The following is a 12,920-nucleotide window of genomic DNA, read 5'->3' on the forward strand; positions in this document are numbered from 1 at the left end:
GGCGCGTGTGGAAGGATTCGAACCTCCGACCGCCTGGTTCGTAGCCAGGTACTCTATCCAGCTGAGCTACACACGCGTCGTTTTTATAACTGTAGACCAAAACATCAATGATTGATAGTCATGGAATCTTGTTGAAAAATGGCGCGTGTGGAAGGATTCGAACCTCCGACCGCCTGGTTCGTAGCCAGGTACTCTATCCAGCTGAGCTACACACGCGTATTTTTCAAAAAGGCACATGGCGGAGAGGGAGGGATTCGAACCCTCGATACAGCTACAAACTGTATGGTCCCTTAGCAGGGGACTGGTTTCAGCCACTCACCCACCTCTCCAAAATGTGGAGTCGCAGTTTAATGATTCACAAAGGGAAGTCAACGGTTTTTTAGGTTATATCGGTCGGGTCGAGGAATATTTAATCAATTCTTATTTGTCGACACATTTATCGTGTAATTTGTACACAAATCTATCCTTCAGCGCAGACATCGTTTAGGCATTACAAACAAAAAAACCGAGCTATTAAAACTCGGTTTTTGTGTGCAAAGAACACCGTTTAACTATTCCTCACCCGATTTACCTTTGTCACCCTTCTCGGCTTGAATCCGCATATAAATTTCTTCACGGTGAACTGATACCTCTTTCGGCGCGTTTACACCAATTCTAACTTGGTTGCCCTTTACACCTAAAACTGTAACGGTAACTTCGTCACCGACCATTAATGTTTCACCTACACGACGGGTCAAAATAAGCATTGTGCTGCTCCTTATCCATATACTAAGAATTGTCCATTACCATGTTCGATAACAAATTAGCTCTACCTGTTATCGACGGCGCTCCTTGTTTTTTGATGTCACTGCAAAAAACTCGCCGAAAAAAACTTACAATTTGTCTTCCAGATAAGTATTGACCGAACTAAGCGCTTTTGCCAAGTTTTCTGGCTGACTTCCACCCGCTTGGGCCATATCTGGACGACCACCACCTTTACCGCCTACTTGGGCAGCTACATAGTTGACCAGCTCACCAGCTTTAATCTTCCCGGTTAGATCTTTAGTTACACCGCTTATGATACTCACTTTGTCACCGCTTGATGTACCAATACAGATGACGCCAGAGCCAATCTGATTTTTCAAATCATCCATCATTGGACGCAAAGCCTTCGATTCAACGCCAGGCATTTCAGTAACCAACACTTTGACACCCTTAATCTCAACAGCGGATGACAACACATCGGCACCTTTTTGCGCGTTGAGCTTCTGCGTCAATTGCTGGTTCTGCTTTTCCAAGTCTTTACTTAACTGCAATAAGCCTTTAATTCGTTCGACCAGTGCATTTGGATCAGCTTTGACCAACTGGGCTGCTTGCGCAATTCGGCCTTGTTGTAATTGCACATATTCAAGTGCAGCCGCACCTGTAATAGCCTCGATACGTCTCACACCAGACGCAATACCGCCTTCAGAAACGATCTTGAACAGCCCAATATCACCGGTACTTTTTACGTGTGTGCCGCCACACAACTCAATTGAAAAGTCGCCCATGCGCACTACGCGCACTTCGTCGTCATACTTCTCACCAAACAATGCCATGGCACCCGCGTCTTTTGCTGCGTCAATTGCCATCAGCTCGGTCGTCAACGGGTTGTTAGCACGAATTTGCGCATTCACCAATTGCTCGATATCCAAAAGCTGTTGGTCGGTAACGGCTTCCAAATGTGAAAAATCAAACCGCAGTTTGTCTTTATCAACCAAGCTACCTTTTTGGGTTACATGTTCTCCGAGAAGCTGACGCAATGCCGCATGTAACAGGTGAGTTGCGCTGTGATTTAATGCGATATCATTACGCGCTTGGCTGTCGATGACTGCAGACACCTGGTCTCCAACGCTAATTTGGCCTGTAATACTGCCTTTATGGGCGAAAGCATTACCGACCTTCACAGTATCCTTGACCGTTACTATATTGGTGCCAGCGATTAACATGCCCGTATCGCCTACTTGGCCACCTGACTCAGCATAAAACGGGGTCTCGGCTAAGAATACAAGGGCTTCTTCAACATCATTGGCGGCGTCAACCTTCTGACCATCAACCACAATTGCAACCACTTCACTGGTTTGCTCGACTTTCTCGTAGCCGGTAAATTGCGTTATGTGATCGACACTAACAACATTGGCATAATCGGCGCCAAACTGACTAGATTGCTGCGCGCGCTCACGTTGTTTCTGCATATTCGCAGCAAATCCTTCTTCATCAATCGCAAAACCTTTTTCGCGCGCTACGTCGGCAGTTAAATCAGCAGGGAAACCATAAGTATCATATAATTTAAACACCAATTCGCCTGGCACAATATCGCCTTCCATGTCGCCAAGCGCTTGATTTAATAAACTCATACCACGTTCAAGCGTGCGGCTAAACTGCTCTTCTTCAACGCGCAAGACTTTCTCGATAACCGCCTGTTGCTCTTTAAGCTCAGGATAAGCATCACTCATTTGATCGCACAAAGCCTGTACCAAGCGATAAAAGAAAATATCACTGGCACCGAGTTTGTACCCGTGGCGAACAGCGCGACGGATTATGCGACGCAACACGTAACCGCGGCCTTCATTTGAAGGCATTGCACCATCACAAATCAAAAATGCGCAGGAGCGAATATGATCAGCAATTACGCGCAGTGATTTGTTTTCAATATCAGCTGTTCCGACAATCTCAGCGGCAGCTTTTATCAATGCTTGGAATAGATCGATCTCATAGTTGCTGTGCACGTTTTGCATGATTGCACTGATGCGCTCAAGTCCCATGCCTGTATCAATCGAAGGCTTTGGTAGTGGCTCCATGGTCCCGTCGGCTTGACGGTTAAATTGCATGAATACCAAGTTCCAAATTTCAATAAAACGATCACCGTCTTCTTCAGGCGATCCCGGAGGACCGCCCCATATGTGTTCGCCGTGGTCGTAAAAAATTTCTGAGCACGGTCCACAAGGCCCTGTATCGCCCATTGACCAGAAATTATCAGATGTCGATATACGAATAATTTTTTCTTCAGGGATGCCTATTGTGTCTTTCCAAATGCCATAGGCTTCATCATCTTCAGAGTAAACGGTAACTAGCAATTTCTCTTTGGGCAGCTTGAGCTCTTCAGTCAAAAACTGCCAGGCAAACTGAATCGCTTCCGTTTTGAAATAATCACCAAAACTGAAGTTACCGAGCATTTCAAAAAATGTGTGGTGGCGCGCGGTGTAACCGACGTTGTCTAAATCGTTGTGCTTGCCCCCCGCCCTTACACAGCGCTGCGATGAAACTGCTCGCGTGTAAGCGCGTTTTTCTGCACCGAGAAAAACGTCCTTAAATTGGTTCATTCCAGCATTCGTGAATAACAACGTAGGATCATCATGCGGTATCAATGAAGAGCTCGGTACTGCCTGATGGCCCTGCTTGGCAAAGAAGTCGATAAAAGCGCTTCGAATCTGAGCGGTAGATAGCGTCATGAATTGTCCTGTAGTTATCAAAATTGCTGGGGTTTACTCGGATCAAACGAGCTCACTTTAAGGGCGCAAAGATACCATGCTTCGCTAGCCGCGTTAAGTGTCTGATTGGTCTTCAGCGTTAATGGCGTAATTTATTTGATCTAAGGTGAAACCACGGTTGTGTAAAAAACGCTGTTGTTTCTGTTTCTGCTGCCAGTCTTCGGCTCTGTTAGAACCAAACTTTTTTTGTTTTACTTCAACAGCAAGCGCCCACCAGTCGACTTCGGTTGTTTCCAAATGGTTCTCAATTAAGTACCTTTCAATACCTTTTTGGTACAGGCTCTGAGTAACTCGATTGGGCCCGTGACCTTTGTGTAATGCTGAGCGAAACACCATTTCAACGTACCGCTCGTCGCACACCAGACGTTGTTCAAGCAATTGACAGATTACCTCATCGACCGTTGTTGCGATAAAGCCCTTTGCTACGAGTTTGTCATGTAATTCTTTCGTACCGTGCTCTCGCATCGATAACATTCGCACTGCTGAATTGTATATATCCGTCTGATCACTCATCAATGGCGCCGTTTAAATTCGATCTAATCCAATTTCAATATGGTATATATGTATAATTACTCAAGCTTCAACGGCACCGTTTGAATTCGCCGTACACAATTACCGGAAATGACAGCTGCATCATGGCATTTCATTTAACCCTTAAATCAACGATCCAAGAGTTTTCTAAACGAACGTGGCAGCGTTTAAGTGCCAACCAACCGCCCTTCTTGCAATTCGAGTTTTTTGCCGCTTTGGAAGATAGCGAAAGTATTGGTGAAGCGTCGGGTTGGATCCCACGCTATGGTCAAGTCACTGACGAACACAATGAAATTGTTGCGGTATTTCCAGCCTTCGAAAAATTGCATAGCTATGGCGAATACTTGTTTGACCATGCGTGGGCTAATGCATACCACCAGCATGGCTTGGCGTATTACCCTAAGTTATTAGTTGCAGCTCCGTTTACACCGGTAACTGGCAATAAATTAATGGTTGCAGAAGGAGTCAATAAAACCGCGCTCACTGAGTATGTTTTCACGACGCTGAAAGCCGTGTTAGACAACGATAACTACTCCAGTGCTCACTGGCTGTTTGACGCACCGCGATCCGAGCAGTTTCAGACCGACTTTAACTACAGTCAGCGAGTCAGCGTACAGTTTCAGTGGCAAAATCACGACTATCTAAATTTTGATGCGTTTTTAGCGCGCTTTACCTCTCGAAAACGCAAAGATATCCGCAAAGAAAGGCGCAAGGTTAGTGACCAAGGTATTGATATAAAATGTCTCAGCGGCGATGCAATCAGCGCTGAAGACATGCAGTTCTTTTATCTTTGTTATTGCCAAACCTACCTTAAACGCAGTGGTCATACAGGTTATCTCACCGAAGCATTTTTCGAACAAATATATGCTACGCTACGGCGTTCGCTGATGGTAGTTATGGCATACCGTGACGAAAAGCCCGTTGCTGCGGCATTGTATCTGTGGAACGAGACCGGATTGTTTGGCCGCTATTGGGGTTGTATTGAGGAAGTCGATGGACTGCACTTCGAGTGTTGTTATTATTCAGGTATTGAGTTCGCGATAGAACGCAAACTACCAATTTTTAATCCCGGGACTCAAGGCGAGCATAAACTGTTGCGCGGTTTCGAACCAATTAGGTGTTATTCACTGCACCATTGTAAGGAACCGGCTTTTCAACAGGCCGTCGAACAATTTGTTAAACAAGAAACACTTTCAATAGAGCATTACTTTGCGCAAGCGCGTTCAGCAGTGCCTTTTAAACAAACTGAGTGATCGAAGAATCACCCTATAAACAGACAGGAAACTCATGAAAAAGACCTTACTTTCTCTTACTATTGCTGCCAGTTTAGGCCTCGCAGCTTGTAGTCCGCAAACCGCGGAGCAGCCAACAACCAGCAGCGATGACGCTGTCGAGCAGCAACAAGCGCAAGCAGAATTCGGAAGCTTTGGCGTTGATTTATCTGCGCGAAATGAAACAGTTAAACCTGGTGATGATTTCTTTATGTATGCGTCAGGTACATGGTACGACAACTATGAACTACCCGCTGATAAAACACGCTTTGGTGCGTTTACTGCTCTAGCCGAGCGCAGTGAAGACCGTGTGAAAGAAATTATCGACGAACTAAGCCAAACAGAAAATCTCACCGGTGAAGCTAAGCTTATTGCGGATTTCTATAATAGTTACATGGATACCGAAGCGTTAAATGCCAAAGGTATCAGCCCGATCCAGCCCGTACTTGACGATATTGCAGCGGTTAGTAATACCACTGAATTGACAAGTGTTTTTGGCGAGGCTTGGCTAACGGGCGGTGTGACTCCTATCTGGGGTGGCATGTGGTACGACCGTTTGGATCCAAATCGTTATCAATTGAATGTCGGCGTTGCTGGCTTGGGTCTACCAGACCGCGATTATTACTTGAGTGATGACCAACGCTTTGTTGACATCCGCAATGCATATCAAGCGCACATTGAGCAAATGTTGGCATTTACCGGTACTGAAACCGCAGCTGAACAAGCGGAGGCGATCTTAGCCCTTGAAACTATGATTGCCGAAGTGCAGTGGCCACGTGAAAAACGCCGCAACCGCGACTTGACCCTCAATCCACTCGAGCGCACCGAGCTAAACAGTCAATACCCTGATTTTGATTGGGATGCGTTCTTCGCCTCTTCGGGTTTTGTGATCCCACATTTAAATATTACGCAACCGGATCCCGTTCGCGATGTGATTGCCTTGATTAATTCCGTGCCATTAGAAACCTGGAAGTCGTATGCGACTTATCACACGATTAGCAACAATGCCGGATTGTTATCTGAAGACATTTACTTAGCTAACTTTGATTTTTACGGAACGACGCTCAACGGTCAACAAGAGCCGCGTGATCGCTGGAAGCGTGCTGTCAGCCAGATGTCGGGGACTGAGTCACTGGGCTTTGCAATTGGTAAAGTGTACGTAGACCGCTACTTCCCAGAGAGTTCTAAAACTCAAATGGCAGAACTTGTAGAGAACTTGCGTACTGCACTCGGTCAGCGTATTGAAGGCCTTGACTGGATGGGCGAAGAAACAAAAGTTAACGCACAGGCTAAACTCGCGGCATTCAATCCTAAAATTGGTTACCCAGATGTTTGGGAAAGCTTTGATGGATTAACTATTAGTGCCGATGACCTCGTTGGCAACGTGCAAAACATTCGTCAGTTCTTCCAGCAGAAACAAGTTGCAGATGAACTTAAACCAACGGATAGGAACCGTTGGGGTATGACGCCACAACGCGTAAACGCTTATTACAATCCATCATTCAATGAGATTGTTTTCCCAGCCGCAATTTTGCAACCGCCATTTTTCGATCCTAATGCGGACCCAGCGGTTAATTATGGCGCTATCGGCGCTGTTATCGGCCACGAAATGGGTCACGGGTTCGACGATCAAGGGTCTAAATCAGACGCGATGGGTATTCAGCGCAACTGGTGGACCGATGAAGATCGCGCAGCTTTTGAAGCCAAAACTCAAACGTTGATTGAACAATACAGTGTTTATGAACCAATCGAAGGTAACTTTGTTAACGGTCAAAATAGTCTAGGTGAAAACATCGGCGACGTCGGTGGGTTAGCCATGGCTTATCACGCCTATAAACTGAGTCTTAATGGCGAAGAAGCGCCAATCATCGATGGCACAACGGGTGATCAACGTTTCTTCTTAGCATGGGCGCAAGTATGGAAGGAGAAGCGTACCGAGCAAAGTATGCTAAACCAACTTCGTGGCGGCACTCACGCGCCGGGTCGTTACCGCGCGCTTGCCCCGCGTAACCACGATGCATGGTATGAAGCCTTTGATGTACAACCCGGTGATGCGTTGTATCTAGCGCCTGAAGAGCGCGTACGTATTTGGTAGTTTGGCCAAATCCTTACGAATAAAAAAGCCAGGCTATTTGCCTGGCTTTTTGTTGTTAGTCACGCGTATTAAGCGGCCATCTATTTGCCTTTAAACCACACCAATAAACGGTTGTTGGCAGGCATGACGATGTTTTCTGATAAGGTCAATTGCGGCGCCCATGCTTGCAGCTCGCTAATATCTCGATAACCACCACACCCTTCCGATAACAAGTACTGGTGGAAATCCGCGTTACTTTGTCCGTCAAATACACCGTTGGTTGTAAATGGGCCGTATTGGCAAAACACGCCGTTTTGCGGTAATCGCTCCGCAACTACTTGCTGCATAACTTTAACTTCATCGTGCTGCATAATGTGTGCAGTATTGGCGCTAAACACGGCATCAATATGAATGTTCGGCCAAGTGTCTAGCCCAACAGTAAAATTCACCGGCGAATGCAGATTTGCCAATCCGGCCTCATTTAGCCAAGCTTCTATACCAGCATGGTAATGCGGTTGATCGCTAGTATGCCACTGCAAATGCGGCAAGCCAGCAGCGAAATGAACCGCATGCTGACCGGTACCAGAGCCTATCTCTAAAACACTCGTCGCCTTAGCAAAGTGCCTTTGCAATTGCGCCAATATTGGCGCTTTATTATTCTCACAGGCTTGGCTAAAGGGTTTATTCACCACTGATTAATCCGATAAGTTTGGCATCAGCCACTTAGTGGCCTCCTCTACTGACCAACCTTTGCGCCGTGCGTAATCTTGCAACTGGTCTTGTTGTATTTTTGCAACAGCGAAATACTGCGATTTTGGATGAGAAAAATACCAACCGGACACAGACGCTCCCGGCCACATCGCGTATGAATCAGTAAGCTGCATGCCAGTATGCTTTTCTGCATCGAGTAAATCCCAAATCTGCTGTTTCTCGGTATGCTCTGGACATGCAGCGTAGCCCGGGGCCGGTCGGATACCGCAGTATTTTTCCGCTATCAGTGCATCATTATCCAATGCCTCATCGGCAGCATAGCCCCACAACTGCGTACGCACTTGTTCATGCAGATATTCGGCAAAACCCTCCGCAAGGCGATCGGCAACGGCTTTTAGCATGATGGCATTGTAATCATCACCAACGTCACTATATGCCTTTGCAAGCTCGTCTTCTTCAACCCCTGCGGTGACGGCAAAAGCTCCGATGTAATCATCGACGTTAGAATCTTGCGGAGCGACAAAATCACTTAAACAGTAATTCGGCCTATCGCCTTTTTCAGTTTGTTGACGCAGATGATGTGTGGTTAGCAGCTTTTGAATGCGCTGCTGATCTGCAAATACATGAATATCATCACCACAGGCCTGAGCTGGAAAGATCCCCATTACACCTTTTGGTTGCAAAGTCTGGGCTTTCTCCAATTCATCTAGCATGGCATTAGCGTCAGCAAACAAGCTCTTGGCTTCCTGGCCAACAATCTCGTCGTCTAAAATACGTGGGTATTTTCCAGCCAATGACCACGTCATAAAAAACGGGGTCCAGTCGATGTACTTACGCAACGTTGCAATGGATGCTGAAACTGGCGTCACCCCAAGTTTTTTCGGTTCCGGCGGTATGTAATTTGCCCAATCGCCATCAAAGCGGTTAGCGCGAGCCTGCTCCAGCGTTACGGGTTTGGTTCGCGTACGCTTCTTGCCGTGCTGTTCACGCACTTTGGCATATTCAGCGTCTAATTCAGCGACATAAGCGGGCCGCGTCTCTGCGGAAATCAACTTTTGGCATACCCCCACTGCGCGACTAGCATTAGGCACATAAACCACTGGGCCCGAATAGTTCTGCTCGATTTTTACCGCGGTGTGGGCCTTGGACGTTGTAGCACCGCCAATCAACAGTGGTATATCAAAGCCAAGGCGCTCCATTTCAGAGGCCACATAAACCATCTCGTCGAGTGACGGTGTGATCAAACCTGACAACCCGATCATATCGACATTTTGTGCTTTGGCTTCTTCGAGAATTTTGGCACATGGCACCATCACACCCAAATCGATAACTTCAAAGTTATTACACTGCAGCACCACCCCAACAATGTTCTTACCGATATCGTGCACATCGCCTTTGACGGTCGCCATAAGAATTTTGCCATTACTGCTTGCTCCACCATTCTTTTCAGCCTCAATAAAAGGCTGAAGGTGGGCCACCGCTTTTTTCATCACGCGCGCAGATTTAACGACCTGCGGTAGAAACATTTTACCTTCACCGAAGAGATCGCCAACAACATTCATGCCGTCCATCAGCGGGCCTTCGATGACATGTAACGGCCTCTCGGCAGCCAATCGCGCTTCTTCAGTATCTTCAATGATAAAGTCCGTTAACCCTTTTACCAGGCTGTGTTCTAAACGCTTACTGACTGGCCAGTCACGCCACTGCAAATCTTCCTTTTGCGCGACTTTACCACCACCTTGATATTTAGGTGCCAGCTCCAACAGTTTTTCAGTTGCCTCTGGGTGGCGGTTTAAAATGACGTCTTCTACGGCATCGCGTAGCTCGAGAGGAATTTCATCATAGACTTCTAACTGACCAGCATTGACGATGCCCATATCCATGCCTGCTCGGATAGCGTGATACAAGAAAACCGAATGCATCGCTTCGCGTACGGGATTGTTACCGCGAAATGAAAACGAGATATTTGAAAGGCCACCGGAAACATGCACATGTGGTAATGTGGCGCGGATACGCCGCGTGGCCTCAATGAAATCAACTGCGTAACGATCGTGTTCCTCAATCCCCGTTGCTACGGCAAAGATATTGGGATCAAAAATGATATCTTCAGGTGGGAAATCGACCACTTGTGTCAGGATCTCATAACTACGTGTACAGATTTCGACTTTGCGATCTTCTGTATCAGCCTGTCCCTTTTCATCAAACGCCATTACAACTGTTGCGGCACCGTACTGTTTAATTAGTCGTGCCTGCTGGATAAATTGCTCTTCACCTTCCTTGAGGCTAATTGAATTGACTATCGCCTTTCCTTGGACGCATTTTAAGCCCGCCTCAATCACTTCCCATTTGGAAGAATCGAGCATAATTGGCACTTTAGATATGTCCGGCTCGGAGGCGATCAGATTTAAGAACGTGATCATAGCCTGCTTAGAATCAAGCATGGCTTCGTCCATATTGATATCTATGATTTGCGCGCCATTCTCAACTTGCTGACGCGCCACATCTAAAGCGGCCTCAAAGTCGTCATTCAGGATCAGGCGTTTGAAAATCGCTGAACCCGTAACATTGGTGCGCTCACCGATATTGATAAATGTTGAAAATTCTTCGGACACCTATGACTCCTAATGTACAAACGGCTCAAGCCCAGATAGGCGCATTTTTTTTTCAATTTGCGGCAACTGTCGCGGATTGTGTTTCGCTACTGCGGCTGCTATTGCTGCAATGTGCTCGGGTGTGCTTCCACAGCAACCACCGACAATATTGACCAACCCACTTTCTGCCCATTCGCTAATATGCCCCGCCATTTCAGGACCTTGCATATCATATTCACCGAACTCATTCGGCAAACCAGCGTTTGGATGCGCAGACACAAAACACTCGCTTATTTTGGCTATCTCAGCCACGTACTGACGCAACAAGTCTGGACCCAATGCGCAATTCAAACCAAATGAAAACGGTTTGATGTGGCGCAGAGAATAATAGAAGGCTTCGGCGGTTTGCCCAGACAAAGTGCGGCCCGACGCATCGGTAATAGTGCCAGAAATCATAACCGGTAAGGTTCGCTCGAGTTCGTCAAATACCTGTTGTACTGCAAATGCTGCGGCTTTGGCGTTTAGCGTATCAAAGATAGTCTCGATCAAAATCAAATCGGCACCGCCCTCAATCAGCGCATGAGTTGATTCTGCGTAAGCCACGACTAGCTCATCAAAGGTCACATTGCGCTTTGCTGGGTCGTTGACGTCAGGTGAAATAGACGCGGTCCGATTGGTTGGTCCAAGCACGCCAGCGACAAAGCGAGGCTTGCTCGGATCTGCTTGCATAAACTCATCTGCAACCTTCCGTGCTAATTGCGCAGCAGCCACGTTAATCTCACGTGAGATGCTTTGCATGTCATAATCAGCCATAGCGATAGTGGTGGCATTAAATGTGTTGGTCTCAATAATATCAGCTCCAGCTGCAAAATATTCAGCATGAATATTTGCAATCAGCTCTGGCTGAGTAATCGCCAATAAATCGTTGTTCCCTTTGAGATCAACGTGCCAGTCTTTGAATCGCTCACCACGGTAGTCAGCCTCCGTCAACTGATGGCGCTGAATCATAGTACCCATAGCACCGTCGAGTATCAGTATCCGCTGTTGGGCTATTGCAGTAATTTTTTCGAGTGTTGTTGTCATAGTCACTTCTTTGCAGGGTTACTCAGCAGTCATAGCCGTTAATAACGTCAGGATTTGTTTAATTGTTCTAAATCAAACGGCGTGGTTTGATAGACAAAGTAATTCAACCAGTTGGTAAATAACAGATTACCATGACTGCGCCAGCGCACCAAAGGCGGTGCGGTTGGGTTGTCCTGTGGAAAATAATTTATGGGTATCGAAGGGTTGAGTCCAGCGTTAAGGTCGCGCGTGTACTCTTGCTGTAAAGTTTCCGGGTCGTATTCTGGGTGGCCCGTAATAAATACCATACGTTTGTCATCTGAAGCTACCACGTAAGCGCCTGTTTCCTCTGAACGTGCAATAACCTTTAAGCCATCAACCGTTTCATAGTCACTTTCACTGATCACGCCATAACGAGAATGCGGCGCAAAAAACAGGGAGTCAAAACCGCGGACTAATTCATTTTTCGGATGCAACACCTCATGTTCATATACGCCACAGAGCTTATCTTCACGCAAATAGCGCTGCTTGCCATAAAAGTGGAACATTGCGGCGTGTGCCGCCCAACACAAAAACAGGGTTGATTGCACATGTCGTCGTGCCCAATCCATCATTTGGGTCATTTGAGGCCAATATTTTACATCTTTATAGGCCAAGTGAGCCAAAGGTGCCCCAGTGATGATAAGTCCATCATAGCGCTTGTGAGCAACATCACTGAATGCGTGGTAGAAAGCATTCATATGCTGCTCAGAGGTGTGCTTTGACACTTGATTATCAATCCGGATCAAATCGACGTTGATCTGCAACGGCGTATTCGATAACAGGCGTAACAACTGCACTTCGGTTTCGATTTTATTTGGCATGAGATTCAGGATCCCAACTTCAAGCGGGCGAATATCTTGCTGCGTCGCGCGCTTTTCATCCATACAAAATATGTTCTCACTAGAGAGAACATCTTGTGCAGGTAAGTTGCTAGGAATACGAATCGGCATGTAATTTCCCGGTTTTTATCAATGCTGTTAGTGTGCCGATTTAAGCGAGATTGTCAACTTATTTACGTCTAGACGTCCAAACGTTTAGACGGAACAAATAATTTACACATAGGGTTTGTTCAACGGCGATATAGATTTGCTAATCAAATTAACAGATTTATCCAATCGTTATCTTCAAT

Annotated in this window: 9 protein-coding genes and 3 tRNA genes; 2 read left to right on the forward strand and 10 right to left on the reverse strand. The window is 46.6% G+C overall.

Features of this window, described 5'->3' with window-relative positions; genetic code table 11:
• Positions 1-2: 2 nt before the first annotated feature.
• The 6 genes from QTP81_RS05735 to QTP81_RS05760 form a co-directional block, all read right to left on the reverse strand.
• Positions 3-76 (reverse strand) — tRNA-Arg (locus QTP81_RS05735).
• Positions 77-139: 63 nt separating this feature from the next.
• Positions 140-216, reverse strand: a tRNA-Arg gene (locus QTP81_RS05740).
• Between the two features lie 20 nt (positions 217-236).
• Positions 237-329 (reverse strand) — tRNA-Ser (locus tag QTP81_RS05745).
• Positions 330-551: 222 nt separating this feature from the next.
• Positions 552-746, reverse strand: coding sequence for a carbon storage regulator CsrA (csrA, locus tag QTP81_RS05750; RefSeq protein WP_289364320.1), 195 nt, complete (start codon positions 744-746; stop codon positions 552-554).
• Positions 747-872: 126 nt separating this feature from the next.
• Positions 873-3,470 (reverse strand): alanine--tRNA ligase, encoded by a 2,598-nt coding sequence (gene alaS, locus QTP81_RS05755; protein WP_289364322.1) that lies wholly within the window; start codon positions 3,468-3,470, stop codon positions 873-875.
• Between the two features lie 93 nt (positions 3,471-3,563).
• Positions 3,564-4,022, reverse strand: coding sequence for a regulatory protein RecX (locus QTP81_RS05760; protein WP_289364323.1), 459 nt, complete (start codon positions 4,020-4,022; stop codon positions 3,564-3,566).
• A 122-nt stretch (positions 4,023-4,144) separates the two neighbouring features.
• Between QTP81_RS05760 and QTP81_RS05765 the strand changes: the two genes are divergently transcribed.
• Positions 4,145-5,293 (forward strand): GNAT family N-acetyltransferase, encoded by a 1,149-nt coding sequence (locus tag QTP81_RS05765; RefSeq protein WP_289364324.1) that lies wholly within the window; start codon positions 4,145-4,147, stop codon positions 5,291-5,293.
• Positions 5,294-5,327: 34 nt separating this feature from the next.
• Positions 5,328-7,406, forward strand: coding sequence for a M13 family metallopeptidase (locus tag QTP81_RS05770; RefSeq protein WP_289364326.1), 2,079 nt, complete (start codon positions 5,328-5,330; stop codon positions 7,404-7,406).
• A gap of 80 nt (positions 7,407-7,486) precedes the next feature.
• On the opposite strand, the gene QTP81_RS05775 is transcribed toward QTP81_RS05770, so the two are convergent.
• Genes QTP81_RS05775 through metA form a run of 4 tightly spaced genes read right to left on the reverse strand, consistent with a single transcriptional unit; the run spans position 7,487 to position 12,741 of the window.
• Complete coding sequence (locus QTP81_RS05775) at positions 7,487-8,077, reverse strand: DUF938 domain-containing protein (protein WP_289364328.1); 591 nt, start codon at positions 8,075-8,077, stop codon at positions 7,487-7,489.
• Positions 8,078-8,080: 3 nt separating this feature from the next.
• Complete coding sequence (gene metH, locus QTP81_RS05780; RefSeq protein ID WP_289364329.1) at positions 8,081-10,708, reverse strand: methionine synthase; 2,628 nt, start codon at positions 10,706-10,708, stop codon at positions 8,081-8,083.
• A 9-nt stretch (positions 10,709-10,717) separates the two neighbouring features.
• Positions 10,718-11,770, reverse strand: coding sequence for a homocysteine S-methyltransferase family protein (locus tag QTP81_RS05785; RefSeq protein ID WP_289364330.1), 1,053 nt, complete (start codon positions 11,768-11,770; stop codon positions 10,718-10,720).
• 47 nt (positions 11,771-11,817) lie between these two features.
• The gene (metA, locus tag QTP81_RS05790) at positions 11,818-12,741 is read right to left on the reverse strand and encodes a homoserine O-acetyltransferase MetA (RefSeq protein ID WP_289364331.1); all 924 of its coding nucleotides are present in this window, start codon (positions 12,739-12,741) and stop codon (positions 11,818-11,820) included.
• Positions 12,742-12,920 lie beyond the last annotated feature (179 nt).

Origin of the sequence: Neoalteromonas arenosi (genome assembly GCF_030362855.1) — a bacterium.
Taxonomy (GTDB): domain Bacteria; phylum Pseudomonadota; class Gammaproteobacteria; order Enterobacterales; family Alteromonadaceae; genus Alteromonas_E; species Alteromonas_E arenosi.